Genomic DNA, 17,526 nt, shown 5'->3' with positions numbered 1-17,526 from the left:
CAGCCGTCAGTCTTGCAATGCCGCGCGGATGGCGCTGCGCGTGGCGCGCGCCGTCTTGGCGGCGGCTTGCTCCCAGCCTTCGTCGTCGCTGGCGTACAGAATGGCGCGGGACGAGTTGATCATCATGCCCCGGCCCTGCGGCGTGCGGCCTGCCCGCACCGTGGCCCGGATGTCGCCGCCCTGGACACCGATGCCGGGAATCAGCAGGGGCATGTCCCCCACACGGCGGCGGACCTGGTCGATTTCTTCCGGGAAGGTCGCGCCCACCACCAGGGCGCATTGCCCGTTGGTGTTCCAGACGCGGGCCACCTGGTCGGCGACGTGCAGGTACAGGGGGGTGCCGTTGGCCAGTCGCATGTCCTGGAGATCGGCGCCGCCCACATTGGACGTGCGACACAGGATGATGACGCCCCGGTCGCCGTAGTCGATGTAGGGCTGCACCGAGTCGCGTCCCATATACGGATTGACCGTCACTGCGTCGGCTCCATAGCGTTCGAAGGCTTCGCGCGCATATTGCTCGGCGGTGCTGCCGATGTCGCCGCGCTTGGCGTCCAGCACGATGGGCAGGTCCGGGTGCCGTTCGCGTATCGTCCGGCAGATGTCCTGCAACTGATCCTCGGCGCCCAGTGCGGCAAAATAGGCGATCTGTGGCTTGAAGCCGCAGGCATAGGGCGCGGTGGCCTCGACGATGCGCAGGCAGAACTCGGTGACCGCGTCCGGGCGGCCGGCCAGTTCCTTGGGAAAGCGCCGAGGGTCCGGGTCCAGGCCCACCATCAGCAGGGAATCCTGGGCGCTCCAGGCACGGTTCAGCTTGTCGATGAAGGTCATGGGGTCAGGCCGTATGTCGTAAAGGGTTGGAGAGGGGCGAGCCGGGCTCGTCGCCGTGGGTAGCGCGTCGAGCGCGTACGCCAGGGGCGTGTTTCTGTGTTCAGGACGGCCACCAGCGCGGCGCCAGCACCGCGATCCAGGTGGCGCCCGTCAGCAGCATCATCAGCAGCACTGCGGCGCTGCCAATGTCCTTGGCGCGCCCCAGCAGGGGATGGTGATCCGTGCTGATCGCGTCGGCCAGGGCCTCGATTGCGGAATTGATCAGTTCCATCACCAGCACCAGCACCAGCGCACCGGCCAGCAGCAGCCGTTCCAGCGCATCGTTGCCCAGCCACAAGCCCAGCGGGATCAGGATCACCGCCAGTGCGGTTTCCTGCCGGAACGCGGCCTCGTGCCGCCATGCCGCACCCAGCCCCTGCAGCGAATAGACGAAGGCGCGTGCGATGCGCAGCAGTCCGCCGGTGCTTTTGTAGGGGGATGGCTGGGTCATGAGGTCGGCAGGTCGGGGTGGTGCCGGCATTGTAATAGATGGGCACCACGTCCGGCTCAGTCCGGGCGCGGCCCTGGCCGGCCTGGCAGGGCCGGACTCGCAGCCCGGCAGGAACTAGTAGGAATAAACACCCTGGCCGGTCTTGCGGCCCAGGCGGCCGGCGGCCACCATCTCCTTGAGCAGCGGGCAGGGGCGGTACTTGCTGTCGCCGAACTCCTGCAGGAAGACCTCCATCACGGCCAGGCACACATCCAGGCCGATCATGTCGGCCAGCGCCAGCGGGCCGATGGGCTGATTGCAGCCCAGCTTCATGCCGGCGTCGATGTCCTCGGCCGTCGCGATGCCTTCGGCCAGCACGAAGAAGGCCTCGTTGATCATCGGGATGAGGATGCGGTTGACCACGAAGCCCGGCGCGTTCTTGACGGTGATCGGTGTCTTGCCCAGGCGTTGGGCCAGGGCCTGGACGGCATCGTGCGTGGCGTCCGAGGTCTGCAGGCCGACGATGATCTCCACCAGCGCCATCATGGGCACGGGGTTGAAGAAGTGCATGCCGATGAATTTGTCGGCGCGCCGGGTTGCGGCAGCCAGTCGGGTGATGGAGATGGACGAAGTGTTGGTGGCGATGAGCACGTCTTCGCCCAGCAGCGCGTCCAACTGCTGCAGGATCTTGACCTTGAGATCGTCGTTCTCGGTCGCGGCTTCGATGACCAGTTGCGCGGGCTTCAGGTCCTCGTAGCGGATCGAGGTCTGGATGCGAGCGAGCGCGGCGGCTTTGTCGGCTTCGGTGATTTTTTCCTTCTTGATCAGGCGATCCAGGCTGCCGGCTACGGTGGCCAGGCCCTTTTGCACGGCGGCTTCGGAAATGTCCACCATCACGACATTGATGCCCGAAACCGCGCAGGCCTGCGCAATGCCGTTGCCCATGGTGCCGGCGCCGATGATGCCGACGGTTGTGATTGTCACGTCTGAGTCTCCTTGGAAAGTGCCGCCGTTCGGCGTTGGCGCTGCTGCTCGCGTTGGCGTAGGCGCTCGAATTTCAGTAATTCCTTGTCATTGCGACGGATGTGCAGCGAGAGCCAGTCGCGCAGCACCATGGACAACTGGGCGGCGACGGTGATACTACCCTCATTGAGGCGTTGCTGGAGGCCTTGCAGGCTTTCCAGAAAAGCCCGGTGTCCCTGTTTGTGCTTTTCCAGATCCGGAAAGCCTTTGCGGGCCATCAGTTCCTCTTCGCGCGTCAGGTGCGCGCGCGTGCTGTCGACGGTGCGTTGCAAGATCGAGGCGATCACTGCGTGCCCGCAACCCTGGCTGGTGGCCGTATGCAGTTCGTTGACCAGATCCACGAGCAGGCGATGGTCCTGGTCGATGGGGCCGCCGTCGATGACCAGGTCGTCGGCCCATTCAAAGTATGCCATGTCAGATTCCTTGTGGTGCCGGCAGCAGCGTCTGCCCCGCGCCGGCCAGCGCCAGCCGTGCATGCGGTTCCTGCATGTCATGCACGTCGTGCAGACTGAAGGCGCCGACTGTGCCCACCAGGCCCCGGGCCTGGGCCTCCAGCGACTGCGCTGCAGCAGCGGATTCCTCGACGAGCGCGGCGTTCTGCTGTGTGACCTGCGTCATCTGGGCCATGGCTTCGTTGATCTGCAGAATGCCTTGGGACTGATCCTGGCTGGCTTCGCTGATCTCGTCCATGATGTCGGCCACACGGCGCACGCTGACCACGATCTGGTCCATGGTGCTGCCGGCTTTTTCCACCAGCGAACAGCCGGTGCTGACATTTTCCACCGATTCGTCGATCAGCGCCTTGATTTCCTTGGCGGCCTGGGCCGAGCGGCCGGCGAGTGACCTGACTTCGGAGGCCACGACGGCAAAGCCGCGGCCGTCCTCGCCGGCGCGGGCCGCCTCCACGGCGGCGTTCAGGGCCAGGATGTTGGTCTGGAAGGCGATGCTGTCGATGATGCCGATGATGTCTGCGATTTTGTGCGACGAGGCATTGATCGTTTCCATGGTGTGGACCACGTCGCTCACGACCTTGCCGCCGCGCACGGCCACTTGCGAAGCCGACTCGGCCAGTTCTGCCGCATGCTTGCCGCTGTCGTGATTTTTCCTCACAGTGTCGGACAGCTCCTGCATGGCGGAGGTGGTCTCTTCGAGCGCACTGGCCTGTTCTTCCGTGCGGCTGGACAGGTCCAGGTTGCCGCTGGCGATCTGTGAAGTGGCGGTGGCGATGGTGTCGCTGCCATGGCGCACTTCACCCACGATGCGGCTCAGGCTGTGGTCCATGTCCTTGAGTGCCTGCAACAACTGGCCGGTCTCGGCGCCGACATTCACGTCGATCCGGTTGCCCAGCGTGCCGCTGGCCACGGCCTGGGCCACGTGCACGGCTTGCGCCAGGGGGCGGGTGATAGAGCGCGTGATGCGCCAGGCCATGAGGATGCTCAGCAAGAGTGCGCCCAGACCGATCAGGACAATGGTCCGGCGCGCGCTGTCAGCCTGTTCGCCGGCTTGTTCCCCCTCGGCCAGGGCGTTGCTTTTTTCCATGGCCGCCACTTCTTCGCAGGTCTTCGAGAGGAGGCCCAGCTCGACCAGGGTGACCGTCTTCAGTTCCCGAGTGGCTGCTTCTACCTGACCGGAGTCCAGCAGTTCGTAAAAGCGGCCTTGCGACTTCACGTAGTTCAGGCGGGCCTGTTCGGCCTTCTCCAGCAGGGCGCGGGCCTCGGGCAGATTGACGGTATCTTGCAGCAGCTTGTATGCGGCCACAAAGCTTTCGCGTCCCTGCAGGATCTCCTGGCGTAGCTGCTGGCGCTCCTGGTCGCTGCTGATGAGCTGCTGCACCGTGCGGCGCGCGTTGGCGGCGGCCGCATGGATCAGGTCGGCGGCCGCGTCAGTCTTGGCCCATTCTTCGTTGACGATGTGGCGCGTGGTGGTGTTGATGCTGGTGAGGCGCAGCAGGGCTACGGCGACGATGCAAAGCATCATGGCGATGATCACGGCAAAGGCCAGGCCGAGACGGGTGCCGATGCGCAGGCTGCGCGTGGCAGTCAAAGAGGAGGTCGTGGAGGGCATGGAAGAGACTTGGGCTGAGGAGGATGCGAGGGATGTCGTGCAATCCGGGTGGCGCGTGAAGCATGGCGTCACGTTGCTGCCTCCCCACATCAAGCCCGACCTGTTTTTTATAGCGCACCCGATCGGGTCGGATAAAGACCATCTTTGCTGTAGGGTTGATTTACATCAAATTAAAGATCGAATTATTTCCTCACAATGGGCCCGGCTTGAAAATCAAGCCCTTGCCTGTGACTTCATGTATTACTCGAGGATTTATCAAAAAATGGTGATGGAAAGCCCTGCCGGGTTCGATCTTTCGAAGCAGCAGCACAATGCCGCCAAGGCGCTCGATGAAACGTTGCGGGCTCAGATGGCGCAGGCCTGCAGCGGGCTGTCGCCGATCGCCCTGGCCATGGCTCACGCCGATTGGGCCATGCACCTGATGGCTTCACCGGGCCGACAGTCGTTGCTGGCCCAGCGTGCCCTCGAACTGTCGCTGCAGACCTGGCGCAACGTTCTGGCTCAGCCCGAACAGGGCGAGAAGGACAGCCGGTTTGCCGATGAGGACTGGAATGCCTGGCCCTATGTCGCATTGAAAGAAGGCTTCAAGGCCTGTGACGCCTGGTGGCGCGATGCGGCGCAGCAGGGCGGAGGGGTTTCGCGCCATCATCAGCACATGGTGAATTTTTTCACCGGACAGGCGCTGGATGCGATGTCGCCGTCGAACTGGCCCTGGACCAACCCCGAGGTCCAGCGGACGGCTCAGGAAACCCAGGGCCGCTCGCTGCAGGAGGGCATGCGTTTTTTCATGAAGGACTTGCAGGAAACGCTGTCCGCTCACCCCGATACGCCTTCCGAGGCACTGCCGCCGCTCGACTATGCGGTAGGCAAGGACGTGGCCGTGACGCCGGGCAAGGTCGTATTCCGCAACCATCTGATCGAGCTGATCCAGTACACCCCCACGACCCGGGAAGTGCTGCCCGAGCCGGTGCTGATCGTGCCCTCGTGCATCATGAAGTACTACATCCTGGATCTGTCGCCGCACAACTCCATGGTCAAGTACCTGGTGGACCAGGGTCATACGGTGCTCATCGTGTCCTGGCGCAATCCCGATGCTTCCGATCGCGATCTGAAGATGCAGGATTACCTGTGCGGCGTGCTGGCGGCCATCGCTGCCGCCAAGGCGAGCACGGGCGCACCGCGCCTGCACACGATGGGCTATTGTCTGGGCGGCACCTTTCTGGCGATCGTGGCGGCGGCGCTCGGGCGCCTGTCGCGCAAGCCGGGCAGAGCGCGCACGGCCAAGGAAAAGGCGCTGATTCCGGACGATCTGCCCGAGCTGGCCTCGGTCATCCTGTTGGCCGCACAGACCGATTTCACCGAGCCCGGCGAGCTGGGCGTTTTCATTGATGAAGAACAGCTCGCCACCCTGCGCCAGACCATGGGCGAGCGCGGCTACCTGTCGGGCAAGCAAATGGGCGGGTCCTTTGTCTATCTGGCGTCGCGCGGCCTGTTGTGGGGGCGTAATACGCGCCGCTACCTGATGGGAGAAGAAGACGCGAACTTCGATCTCATGAGCTGGAATGCCGACACCACGCGTTTGCCTGCGCGCATGCATTCTGAATATCTGACGGCCTTGTTCCTCAATAATGCGCTGGCCGCCGGCCAGTACCGCTTCGCCGGGGCGACCGTGGCGCTGATGGACATCCGGGCGCCCATGATGGTCGTGGCCACGACGCGCGATCATGTCTCGCCCTGGAAATCGGTCTACAAGATCCATCTGCAGACCGACACCCACGTCACCTTCGTTCTGGCTGAAGGGGGGCACAATGCGGGTATCGTCTCCGAACCGGGCCGTCCGCGCCGCAGCTACCAGATGGGCAGCGTGGAGGACAACATGGGCTGGATCGATCCCGATGACTGGAAAGCCGAGGCGCCTGTGACCCAGGGGTCCTGGTGGGAGGCCATGCATGCCTGGCTCGCAGAACGCTCGGGCCGGCCGGGCAAGCCGCCGGCTTTCAAGCGTGAGCAGGTGCTGTGTGATGCGCCGGGCGAATACGTGATGGTGCGTTATGCCGACTAAGACGGGTTCGAGTATGACCTCGACGCGGCATCGCACAGAGCGCATGGCCCATTCGATGCACACCATCAGCATGCGCATCGCGCTGTTGGCCCGGATGCTGGGTCTGGATTTGAGTCGGGAGAGCGACGTGCGCCGTGTCCTCGACCCGCAGAGTGACGAAGGCGACGGCGCGCGCCAGCGACTCAGGCACCAGGAACTGCACGCGCTGATGCTGATGCGCTACAGCCTGGCCAGCCGTTGCGCGCTGGACATGGGAGCCGACGCGACCTGTTCGATCCTGTTGGATGCCCAGGCGCGCTTTGTCCGCTCGGGCTTCAAGCCCGGCGCCTCGGGTGCCGACGTGAGCCGTCTTTTCGCGCGCTGCTGACGTTCGGCCGGTGAGCGAACCGCCGGCCTGTCCCGGCTATTCATGCTGTTTCTCTGGGGAACGCCATCCGCCCTGCGGGGCGGCGTTCCCCGGGTTTTATTTTATTTTCGAGAACTCGACCATGACACACAATGTCTTTAACCTGGCCGGCAAGAAGGGCCTGGTCCTGGGCCTGGCCAACGACCGTTCCATCGCCTGGGGATGCACCCGGCTGCTGCGCGATATGGGCGCCGAAGTCGTGGCATCCTGCCTCAACGAGAAGGCGCGCAAATACGTCGAACCGCTCACGCAGCCTTTGGGCGTGGATCTGGTGAGTTGCGACGTGGAACAGGACGGCCAGCTCGCCGCCCTCGTCGATCATGCGGTCGTCAAGTTCGGCCAGCTCGACTTCCTCATCCATTCCATCGCCTGGGCGCCGCTGGAGGATCTGCATGGCGACGTAGTGGACAGTTCGCGCGAGGGGTTTGCGCGCGCCATGAGCGTGTCCTGCCACTCGTTCGCCGAGGCTGCCCGGCTGTGCGCGCCGCACATGCCGGATGGCGGCAGCATGCTGGCCATGACCTATCTGGGCTCCGGCGAGGCCGTGCCCCGTTACGGCCTGATGGGCCCCGTGAAGGCGGCGCTGGAATCCATGGTGCATTACATGGCGCTGGAACTGGGCGGCAAGAACATCCGTGTCCATGCCGTCTCGCCCGGCCCCATCCTGACGCGCGCGGCCTCGGGCATTGCCGAATTCGACACGCTGATGGCGACCGCCAAAGCCAAGGCGCCGCTGCAGCGCCTGGTGACGCTGGACGAAATCGCCCAGCTCAGTGCCTTTCTGTGCTCGGACGCAGCCTCGGGGATGACGGGGCAGGCCATCTTCGTGGACGGCGGCGTGCATGCCGTGGATTGATGAACGACCCAAAGGAATTTTCGACATGAATACCCGAGCACCCGATCCCGACTGGATGGAAAACGTCACCTATGATGAGCTGAGTCTGGGCCAGAGCGCCCGGCTGCTGCGCACCGTGACGCTGGCGGACATCCAGGCGTTTGCCGCCGTCTCCGGCGACATCAACCCCGCCCACCTGAACGCCGAGTACGCGGGTGAGACCATATTTCACGGCGTCATCGCCCACGGCATGCTGGGCGCAGCGCTGATCTCGGCGCTGTTTGGCACGCAATTCCCCGGCCCCGGCACCATTTACCTGGGGCAGGAACTCAAGTTCACCAAGCCCGTGCGCATCGGCGACACTTTGACCGTGCTGGCCACCGTCAGCGAAAAGGACGACGAGAAAAAGCGGGTGGCCATGGATTGTCTGGTGACCAACCAGAACGGCGAGGTCGTGCTCAAGGGCGTGGCCCGTCTGATGCCGCCCGTGCAGAAGGTGCGCGTCCCCAAGGTTCATGCACCGCAGATCCAGCTGTTCGACCCCGAAGCCCGCCTCAAGGATCTGCTGGCGCGTGCGGAAGGTCTGGAAGCGGTGCGCTGCGCCGTGGTTCATCCGTGCGATGCGGGGTCTCTGGCCGGCGCCCTGGACGCGGCAAGCCACGGGCTCATCGAACCCGTGCTGATCGGTCCCGAGGGCCGCATCCGCCGCGTGGCCGAGGAGGCCGGCCTCAGCCTGGAAGGCGTCGAGATCGTGTCGGTGGAACATAGCCATGCCGCCGCCGAACTGGCCGCCGGCATGGCGGTGCGCCGCGAGGTCGAGATCCTGATGAAGGGCAGCTTGCACACGGACGAATTGCTGAAGGCCGTGCTGTCCCAGAGCGCGTTGCGCACGGGCCGGCGCCTGTCGCATATCTTCCGCTTCGACGTGCCGCTGTACCCCAAGCCCCTGCTGATCACCGACGCGGCCATCAACATCGAGCCGACGCTGCAGGAAAAGGTCGACATCATCCAGAACGCCATCGACTTTGCGCGGGTCATGGGCACGGACGCGCCCAAGGTGGCGATTCTGTCGGCCGTGGAGACGGTGACGCCCGGCATTCCTTCCACCATCGACGCGGCTGCCTTGTGCAAGATGGCCGATCGTGGCCAGATCACCGGCGGTTTGCTCGACGGGCCGCTGGCCTTCGACAACGCCATCTCGCAGGAGGCCGTGGCCATCAAGGGCATTGTTTCCGAGGTTGCGGGCCAGGCCGACATCCTGGCGGTGCCCGATCTGGAGAGCGGCAATATGGTCGCCAAGCAGCTCGAATACCTGGCTGGCGCCAGCGGCTCGGGCCTGGTGCTGGGCGCGCGCGTGCCCATCGCCCTGACCAGCCGGGCCGACGGCCCCAGAGCCCGTGTGGCATCCACCGTGCTGGCGGTGCTGGTTGCCCATGATCAGCGCAAACAAGAGGCTGAAAACGCCTGGAAACGTGGCTGAAGCGTACGATCACTGACATCGAAAGGATAGTTTCATGGCCATACTCGCCATCAATGCCGGTTCCTCGTCGCTGAAATTTTCGCTGCATCCCCTTGAGGACAGCGTGGTTCGCGCGCATGTGCTGTCGGGCTGCATTCAGGGGCTGGAACCCGGCGGCAACCCGTCCATGGACTGGCAATACCAGGGGCAAAAATACCGGGAAGCCCTGGCGTTTCCGGAGGAGGGCGCCATTTTTGTCACCGCGCTCGAACGCCTGCGCGCCCTGGTGCAGACGCTGCGGGGCGTCAGCATCCGGGCCGTGGCTCACCGCGTGGTGCATGGTGGCGGCGAATACACGGAAAGCGTGCAGGTGACCGACGAGGTGCTGGAGCGCCTGTCGCGCTTTACTTCGCTGGCGCCGCTGCATCAGCCGCACAATCTCGAAGGCATCCGCCAATTCATCGCCGCGTTTCCCGATCTGCCGCAGATCGCCTGCTTCGATACCGCCTTCCATGCCCATATGCCCGAGATGGACTATGCGTTCGCGCTCCCTCGCAGCTTGCAGGATCAGGGCGTGCGCCGCTATGGTTTTCACGGCCTGTCGTACCAGTACATCATGTCCGTGCTGCAGCAGCGGACCCCGCGCGCCGACGGCCGGGTGGTCATGGCGCACCTGGGCAACGGCGCCAGCCTGTGCGCCTGCCGCGATGGCGTCAGCATGGCCACGACCATGGGCTTCTCGGCACTCGACGGTTTGATGATGGGCACGCGCAGCGGCTCGCTGGATGCCGGCGTGCTGCTGTATCTGCTGGAGCAGGGCTGGACGCATGCACGGATCGAACGGCTTCTGTACAAACAGAGCGGCTTGCTCGGTGTGTCGGGCATTTCAGCCGACATGCGCAGATTGCGCGACGAAGTCGCCAGGAACGGTGAGCGCCGTGCGGATGCGCAGCGCGCCATCGACCTGTTCACTCACCGCGTAGTGCGCGAAACCGGGTCGCTGGTGGCCTGCCTGGGCGGGCTGGACGTGCTGGCCTTCAGCGGGGGCATCGGTGAGAACGACGCCGTGTTGCGCGAGCAGGTCTGTGCGTGCCTGGACTGGCTGGGCGTGCGCATGGACGGGCAGCGCAATCGAGAGGTCGATGGCCGGGGGGGGCATGCCGTCCACGCGCCCGACAGCGCCGTGGAGATCTGGGTCGTCCCCACCGACGAAGGCCGGGTAGCGGCGCGTGAGGCGGCTGCCTTGCTGGCGGTGACCGAGCCGGCAGAGTCGTAAAAAAATGCCCGTCACGGCGAACCGTGACGGGCATTTTTCAAGGCCGGGTACCGGCCGGCGCGCAGGACGCCGACCGGGAAGGGCAGGGGCTTAGAAGCCGCCCATGCCGCCCATGCCACCCATGCCGCCCATGTCGGGCATCGGAGCAGCGGGCTTGTCTTCGACGATTTCGGCCACGGCGGCTTCGGTGGTCAGCAGCAGGCTGGCGACCGAGGCGGCGTTTTGCAGCGCGGTGCGAGTGACCTTGGTCGGGTCGATCACGCCTTGCTCGACCAGATCGCCGTACTCGCCGGTGGCGGCGTTGTAGCCGTAGTTGCCTTCGCCTTGCGCAACCGCGTTGACGATCACGCTGGCTTCGTCGCCGGCGTTGCTGACGATGGTGCGCAGCGGGGCTTCGATGGCGCGCAGGACCAGCTTGATGCCGGCGTCCTGGTCAGCGTTGTCGCCCTTGACCTTGGCCACGGCGGCCTTGGCGCGGATCAGCGCGACGCCGCCGCCCGGGACGATGCCTTCCTCGACGGCCGCACGCGTGGCGTGCAGGGCGTCTTCGACGCGGGCCTTCTTTTCCTTCATTTCGACTTCGGTCGCAGCGCCGACGCGGATCACGGCCACACCGCCCGCCAGCTTGGCGACGCGTTCCTGCAGCTTTTCACGGTCGTAGTCGGACGTGGCTTCTTCGATCTGGGCGCGGATCTGCTTGACGCGAGCTTCGATGTTCTTGGCATCGCCGGCGCCGTCGATGACGGTGGTGTTTTCCTTGGCCACTTCGATGCGCTTGGCCTGGCCCAGCTCGGCCAGGGTCGCCTTTTCCAGCGACAGGCCCGTTTCTTCGGAGATCACCGTGCCGCCCGTCAGGATGGCGATGTCTTCCAGCATGGCCTTGCGGCGGTCGCCAAAGCCCGGGGCCTTGACGGCGGTGGTCTTCAGGATGCCACGGATGTTGTTGACGACCAGGGTCGCCAGGGCTTCGCCTTCGACGTCTTCAGCCACGATCAGCAGCGGACGGCTGGACTTGGCGACTTGTTCCAGGACCGGCAGCAGGTCGCGGATGTTGCTGATCTTCTTGTCGAAGATCAGGACGTACGGGTCTTCCAGGACGGCGACTTGCTTGTCCGGGTTGTTGATGAAGTAGGGCGACAGGTAGCCACGGTCGAACTGCATGCCTTCGACGACGTCGAGTTCGTTTTCCAGGGACTTGCCGTCTTCGACGGTGATGACGCCTTCCTTGCCGACCTTGTCCATCGCGTTGGCGATGATTTCACCGACGGAGGTGTCGCTGTTGGCCGAGATCGAACCGACCTGGGCGATGGCCTTGCTGGTGGTGCAGGGCTTGGACAGGGCGTGCAGGCTGTCGACGGCGGCGATCACGGCCTTGTCGATACCGCGCTTCAGATCCATGGGGCTGATGCCGGCGGCCACGTACTTCAGGCCTTCTTCGACGATGGCCTGGGCCAGCACGGTGGCGGTGGTGGTGCCGTCGCCGGCGTTGTCGGAGGTCTTGGAAGCAACTTCCTTGACCAGTTGGGCGCCGATGTTCTCGAACTTGTCCTTCAGTTCGATTTCCTTGGCGACGGAGACACCGTCCTTGGTCACGGTGGGGGCGCCGAAGGAGCGGTCCAGCACCACGTTACGGCCCTTGGGGCCCATGGTGGTCTTGACGGCGTTGGCCAGAATGTTGACACCGCGGACGATGCGGGAGCGGGCGTCGTCGCCGAAATAAACTTGCTTTGCAGCCATGTTGAAATTCCTTGGGATTGAGCAGTGAGGTGGCTTACTGGATCACGGCGAGGATTTCTTCCTCGCGGATGACGAGCACTTCCTCGCCATCGACCTTGACGGACTGGCCAGCGTACTTGCCAAACAGGACCTTGTCGCCGACCTTGACGTCGACGGCGATGACTTTGCCGTCTTCGGTCTTTTTGCCGGGGCCGACGGCCAGGACTTCACCCTGATCGGGCTTTTCAGCCGCGCTGTCAGGGATGACGATACCCGAGGCGGTGGTGCGCTCGTTGTCCAGACGCTTGACGATCACGCGATCGTGCAAAGGACGCAGTGCCATGGAGGAACTCCTGTACATAAGAAATTGAGGGTGCGGGGGCAGGGCATTGTTAGCACTCCACCCCATCGAGTGCTAATTATAAGGACGATTCCTGGGGTTTCAAGAGGGGGGAGGACCTTGTTACAAGTGGATCGCCTGTCGACAGAAGGTTCGACAGATGTCGAACGCCACTGAGTTCTGAACTTCCGCCGCTCAGTTCCGGTTCGCTCGCCGCGTGTGATTCCAGGCAGAGATTCGGGGCCGTGGTCGGGCCGCCGACAGCCGCTGGGGGCATTACATGTTCGTCATGGTTGTAATTTTTTTAGGGATTTCCCGGGGGGGTTCAGGGGTCGCTCCTGATTCATTTCAACAGCAACGATAAGTTTTAGAAATAGTTTTGCTGTGCATTTCCTCTCAAGATGCACTGGTTCGCTACCCGAAAGACTTGGCTGGGTACCGAGCCGGCATTGTGTTCAGGCTCGGTAGCCATCACTACAGGAGAGCCCCCGAATGACTGCTTTTACCATCGCTCCGATAGGAACCTGCCGCATCCATACGCCGCTGCGCGATGCCGTGGGACGCTACCCGATCAAGCTGCAACTCGGCCGCAACTACGGTTTCGTGCATACGGCCGCCGAAGCGCTGCAGCAGGCGCGATTCATGTTCAGCCAGACCGACATCCCCGCCGACGTCCAGCGCCTGATCTTCCGGCCTTCGAATGGCGAGCAGGCTCGCAGGGGTACGCACACGCCGGCCGACATGTACATGATCGAGCTGTCTTCGCGCAAGCTCCTGACCATTGACGGCTTTCCCATTCAATCCAACTACCTGGTCCGCTATTTCAGCGAGTTCTTCGCCGATCGGACGCGTACCCGGCAGTTCTGGTCCATGGCCAACGACCAACGGCTTGCTGAACGCTGCGCCATCCTGGACCAGGATCCGGTCTTCAACAGCCTCAACGCGGACGATCGGGACTTGCTCGCCCGCATCGTCAAGCACGACGAGACGGACGAGGAGGTCGAACAGGAAATGCGCCAGCTCGTCGAACTGCTGGGCAGAGACAAGGTGGTGTTCGTCACGCACGTCAACGCCACTACGCCGGACAACGTGACCATCGAACAGCGGGCGCAGTTGATCGCTGCCGTGACCGCCGCCGCTCAGCGTATCGACGTGCCTTGCTACGACCCGACGCCGCTGATGAACAAGATCGGCCAGGCCGATGCGATGGAGGACGGCGGGCTCGACCTGACGCACTACACCCCGGTCTTTGCCGAGCGCCTGTACACGGACTGGTACAAGAACTTCATGCGTCCGCACATGAGCGCGTCCATCCCGCTGCCTGCCGCGCCCAGGCTGGCCGTCGACGAGAGCGCCGAGCACATTGAAAAGCGCTGGGATTCCGGCGATCTGCGGGGCGCCTCGTGCAGCGTGCGCGAAGTGCTTCGCCGCCACCCCCGGCTGCCCGATCATGTGCTGCTGTTCGCGCGGATCCAGGGGGAGCTGGGCGACTACGAGGGCTCGATGGCGCTGCTGGACAGCCTGGATGGCGCCCTGGCATCGGGCAGCAAGGCCGAACAGATCCTGATGCGAAACGAGTTCAAGCTGGGGCGCTATGACGTGGCGTATTCCTTGGCGGCCAGCCTCTTGGGCGATGAGATCGAGACGCCGGAAATCGTCCGGATCGCGGCGGTGTCCGCAGGCCATCTGGGCTACGTGGACGAAAGTCTGAGCATGTGGAAGCAGTCGTTCCGCATCTCCTCGCCTCAGGATGCAACGGCGCTGGAAGCGGCTGACACGGTGCTTGCGCTGTTGCAGGCTGCGGGCGACATGGCGGCGGTCATCCGGTGGGTCCATGAGGTCCGCGAGGCGCTGCCCGACTATGGTCGCGGCTTCGCGGTGCTGTGGCGGGATCAGTTGCTGGCTGGCGACCGCGACGCGCTGCGCGGCCTGGCCTCGGAGCATCCTTCGCTGGAGGATGCCGCCGTCCTGGAGCTGGTCAAGGAAGCTTCGTGGCGAGGCTGCATCATGGCTGGCGCGACGCTGGCGGTGTCTTGTGGCCTGCTCAAGACCGAGCGGGAGGAAATCGGCGCATGGCTGCGGGCGCAGTCTGCGACCTGGGCCGAGGAGGGCAATCGCGCGCTGGAGGAAGGACGTCTGCGCGACGCAGCCGAGCGAATCTGCGCGCACCGCCTGCTCAATCCCGATGCATTGGCCGGGGTGCGGGCGCAGCGGGCATTTGAGCGCGCGATGCGCCTGGGCGTTCGTGCCGCGCTCGTGGCCGGCAATCACCAGGAAGTGATCGATCTGACCAGTCTGGCCATCGACACCCACGTGGACTTTCCCGAACTGCACGCCATGCGCGGCCGCGCCGCTGATGCGCTGGGGGACAAGAAGACCGCGATGCGGCATCTGGGGCTGGCCGCAGCGGTCGAGTCCGCGCCGCTCAGCGCCAAGCTGCACTTCGCGCGGGTCGCGTTCAGCGGCGGCTGGTTCGGCGAAGCCATCGACGCATACAAGGACGTGCTCGCCCACCCGGCCGCCGACCAGAGTGCCCGGGACGAAGCGCAGCGTCAGCTCGGCAGGCTGGGTCCGCGCGCGATCCGGGGCGCCCGGCAAATCCTGTCCCAGGGGGATCATCAGGCCGCCTGGAGCCTGCTGGACCGCGTTGCCCGGTCGTGGCCCGAGATGGCGGAAGTGGCGCACGAAAAGCGGCGCATCCTGGCCTATCTGTACGCTGAGGCGCGCGCGCTGGAACCATCGAGCACGACCGAGCGCCTGGCCCTGGGCGAGCGCATCGTGAAGCTCGTGCCCGATGATCCCATCGGCCTGCGCCTGGCGGCCGTGGGCGCCATGCGCCTGCGTCGGTTCGAGCAGGCCTTGCCATATTGGAAAAAGCTGCGGGAACGTTCCGAGAGTCCGACTCAGTTCGACCGCTACATCGAGCGTTGCACGGTGTGGATCGAGAAGCTGAATCGGAGAAAGGTGGCATGAGCTCGCCACGGATTGTCGAGCAAGAGAGCGTCACGTTCAATCTTCAACAGGTCCAGGCGCAGTTGGCGGAGATCGTTGCGGAGTCGGGGCGGGTTCAAATCGCACAGGAAAATCTGACACGGGCGAGGGCGCTGGCCGAGGGGTGCATGGAGGACTCGAAGGTCCGCTTCCTGCTGCTTCGCTTGCAGGAGTCGGCGGGCCTGAACGAGGGCATGGCCGAGCAATGGGAGACCCTGCTGCAGGAATGCCCGGACGATCTGCAGATCGTCCGCCATTGCGCCACGCGCCTCGTGAAGGAACGGCGTATCGAAGAGGCCTTGGCGCTGGTCGATCGCCATCTGCCCGAGTCGAAGAGCAACGCCGACCGCCTGTTCGCGCGGGCGAAGCTGCTGGGCGACATCCGGGCGCATGAACAGTCCGATGCCTTGTTCCGCCGCTTGATCTCGCAACATACGGACCGCAACATGCGTGCCGAGTTTGCCAAGCGCCTGCGCAAACGCGGTTTGCTGGCTGATGCGTTCGAGGTGATCGCCCCGGTGGTCAAGCACCTGGCGCCCGGCAGCAAGGCGGCTGAACTTGCCGAGGGGCTGGCCAGTGACTATGCGTTCTACCAGCGCTTCGAACCCGAAGAGGCGCTGGCGGGAAAAGACGTCCGGATCGTGTCGATGAAACATGCGATTCTGCACTTTCGCAACCGGAAGATTGCCGAACATGCACCGGGAAAATCCGTCTCCGTGGCGCTGGTCACCGGCAGCCTGGGCCCCGGCGGCGCCGAGCGGCAGTTGACGCGCCTGGCCGGCGAACTGACCCGCATGGCCAAAGCGCCCAAGCGGCGATCCGCCGATCTTCCCATTCGGCCCAAGAAGGTCGAAGTGCTGGTCAAGCAGCACACCGAGCCGACGGGTTCGCCCAAGCGGCAGGACGATTTTTTCCTGCCCGTCCTGATCAAGGCGCACATTCCCGTCACGGAGATCAACCGCTTGCCGGCCGTCTCGGTGTCTCACCAGACCGTTCCCGAAGGAAGTCTGACCCGCTTGCTGGAACAGTTGCCTCCGCCTGTCCACTATGGCGTGACGCGGCTTGCGCCGGTGTTGCGGACCAAGCCGTTCGACGTGGTGAGCCTGTGGCAGGACGGCACCTGCCTGTTCGGCGCGCTGGCGGCCTTGCTGGCGGGCACTCCGACCATCCATCTGGTGTTCCGAGGCTTGCCGCCGAACATCCGCAAGGATCGCTTCCGCGCGGAGTATCCGGAGCTGTATCAGGCCCTGGCTCAGGTGCCGGGAGTGATCTTTGTCAGCAACAGCCGCAAGGCTGCGCAGGCGTACTCGGAATGGCTGGACATTCCGATCGAGCGCTTTCACATCTTGTACAACGGTGTGCCCGAACTGCCGACCGGCGCGTCGGCCGCCGACAAGAAACTGTGGAAGGCCTTCCAGGCGAGCACGGATGACGCCACGGAAACGATCGGTGGCGTGTTCCGGCTGGAACCGGACAAGCGGCCGCAGCTGTGGATCAAGCTGGCCGCGCTGTACCTGAAGGAGCGACCGCATGCGCGCTTTGTCATCGTGGGTGACGGGCGTCTGCGAGAGAACATCGAGGCGCTGGCGCAAGAGCTGGACGTGACCGACCGGCTCTTGCTGGTGGGCCTGTCGAACCATGTCGGCTATTGGTATTCGCAGATGGATGCCAGCGTGCTGCTGTCGCGTTACGAAGGCTTGCCGAACGTGCTGATCGAGGCGCAATTGCTGGGGGTTCCGGTGGTCTCGACGCCAGCCGGCGGCGCGGGCGAGTGTTTCGTGGAAAACGAGACGGGTCATCTGCTCAGTGACGTCGTGCATCCGGATCTGCACGAGGCGTGCGAGAAGGTCACGTCGATGGTGAGCAAGGCGCACAGCAGCGAGGACGTGGGGGTGCGCAGCCGCCGCCGGGCGCAGAAGCTGTTTTCGCTCGAGGCGATGCTGACTAAATTTCTGAGCCTGTGCATGCCCGTCAGTTCCGGGAACGACGATCACATCGATCTCGCGCCGGCCATGGGCCTGATGCGGGCGTGATGGGCTTAAGCGGCTCAAGCCGAG

General features: G+C 64.5%; 14 protein-coding genes. 7 read left to right on the top strand and 7 right to left on the bottom strand.

Annotated elements, in window-relative coordinates; genetic code table 11:
- Positions 1 to 6: 6 nt before the first annotated feature.
- The 5 genes from pyrF to WA983_RS00950 form a co-directional block, all read right to left on the bottom strand.
- On the bottom strand, positions 7 to 828 hold the full coding sequence (gene pyrF / locus WA983_RS00970; RefSeq protein WP_424248155.1) for an orotidine-5'-phosphate decarboxylase: 822 nt from the start codon (positions 826 to 828) through the stop codon (positions 7 to 9).
- A gap of 100 nt (positions 829 to 928) precedes the next feature.
- Positions 929 to 1,318, bottom strand: coding sequence for a diacylglycerol kinase (locus WA983_RS00965; RefSeq protein WP_424248153.1), 390 nt, complete (start codon positions 1,316 to 1,318; stop codon positions 929 to 931).
- A 114-nt stretch (positions 1,319 to 1,432) separates the two neighbouring features.
- Positions 1,433 to 2,281, bottom strand: a complete 849-nt coding sequence (locus WA983_RS00960; RefSeq protein WP_424248151.1) for a 3-hydroxybutyryl-CoA dehydrogenase — start codon at positions 2,279 to 2,281, stop codon at positions 1,433 to 1,435.
- Entirely contained in the window at positions 2,278 to 2,733 is a 456-nt protein-coding gene (locus tag WA983_RS00955) for a bacteriohemerythrin (protein ID WP_424248149.1), read from the bottom strand. Before WA983_RS00955 ends, WA983_RS00960 begins: the two co-directional genes overlap by 4 nt.
- Before the next feature lies 1 nt (position 2,734).
- Entirely contained in the window at positions 2,735 to 4,384 is a 1,650-nt protein-coding gene (locus WA983_RS00950) for a methyl-accepting chemotaxis protein (protein ID WP_424311488.1), read from the bottom strand.
- A gap of 262 nt (positions 4,385 to 4,646) precedes the next feature.
- Between WA983_RS00950 and WA983_RS00945 the strand changes: the two genes are divergently transcribed.
- From WA983_RS00945 to WA983_RS00925, 5 genes are all read left to right on the top strand, one after another.
- Positions 4,647 to 6,446, top strand: a complete 1,800-nt coding sequence (locus WA983_RS00945; RefSeq protein WP_424311487.1) for a PHA/PHB synthase family protein — start codon at positions 4,647 to 4,649, stop codon at positions 6,444 to 6,446.
- Positions 6,447 to 6,489: 43 nt separating this feature from the next.
- Positions 6,490 to 6,813 carry a hypothetical protein gene (locus WA983_RS00940; RefSeq protein ID WP_424248117.1) on the top strand — a complete coding sequence of 108 codons (324 nt, stop codon included), beginning with the start codon at positions 6,490 to 6,492 and terminating at the stop codon, positions 6,811 to 6,813.
- 121 nt (positions 6,814 to 6,934) lie between these two features.
- On the top strand, positions 6,935 to 7,708 hold the full coding sequence (fabI, locus tag WA983_RS00935) for an enoyl-ACP reductase FabI (protein WP_424248119.1): 774 nt from the start codon (positions 6,935 to 6,937) through the stop codon (positions 7,706 to 7,708).
- Positions 7,709 to 7,733: 25 nt separating this feature from the next.
- A complete protein-coding gene (locus WA983_RS00930) occupies positions 7,734 to 9,167 on the top strand; it encodes a bifunctional enoyl-CoA hydratase/phosphate acetyltransferase (protein WP_424248121.1) in 1,434 nt (477 codons plus the stop codon).
- Positions 9,168 to 9,201: 34 nt separating this feature from the next.
- On the top strand, positions 9,202 to 10,422 hold the full coding sequence (locus WA983_RS00925; RefSeq protein WP_424248123.1) for an acetate/propionate family kinase: 1,221 nt from the start codon (positions 9,202 to 9,204) through the stop codon (positions 10,420 to 10,422).
- 90 nt (positions 10,423 to 10,512) lie between these two features.
- Here WA983_RS00925 and groL read toward each other — a convergent pair whose 3' ends face one another.
- Together groL and WA983_RS00915 are read right to left on the bottom strand one after the other, a co-directional pair.
- Complete coding sequence (groL, locus tag WA983_RS00920) at positions 10,513 to 12,159, bottom strand: chaperonin GroEL (protein WP_424311486.1); 1,647 nt, start codon at positions 12,157 to 12,159, stop codon at positions 10,513 to 10,515.
- Between the two features lie 34 nt (positions 12,160 to 12,193).
- Positions 12,194 to 12,481 (bottom strand): co-chaperone GroES, encoded by a 288-nt coding sequence (locus tag WA983_RS00915; protein ID WP_376817783.1) that lies wholly within the window; start codon positions 12,479 to 12,481, stop codon positions 12,194 to 12,196.
- Between the two features lie 489 nt (positions 12,482 to 12,970).
- Here WA983_RS00915 and WA983_RS00910 point away from each other — a divergent pair, with 489 nt between their 5' ends.
- The gene (locus tag WA983_RS00910; protein ID WP_424250553.1) at positions 12,971 to 15,451 is read left to right on the top strand and encodes a hypothetical protein; all 2,481 of its coding nucleotides are present in this window, start codon (positions 12,971 to 12,973) and stop codon (positions 15,449 to 15,451) included.
- Complete coding sequence (locus WA983_RS00905) at positions 15,448 to 17,502, top strand: glycosyltransferase (protein ID WP_424250565.1); 2,055 nt, start codon at positions 15,448 to 15,450, stop codon at positions 17,500 to 17,502. The genes WA983_RS00910 and WA983_RS00905 overlap by 4 nt, the downstream gene beginning before the upstream one ends.
- Positions 17,503 to 17,526 lie beyond the last annotated feature (24 nt).

It is taken from the genome of Castellaniella sp. (genome assembly GCF_049650445.1).
Taxonomy (GTDB): Bacteria; Pseudomonadota; Gammaproteobacteria; order Burkholderiales; family Burkholderiaceae_B; genus Castellaniella.
The sequence above is the reverse complement of the archived record's forward strand: the minus strand, read 5'-3'. Positions and strand labels throughout refer to the sequence as shown.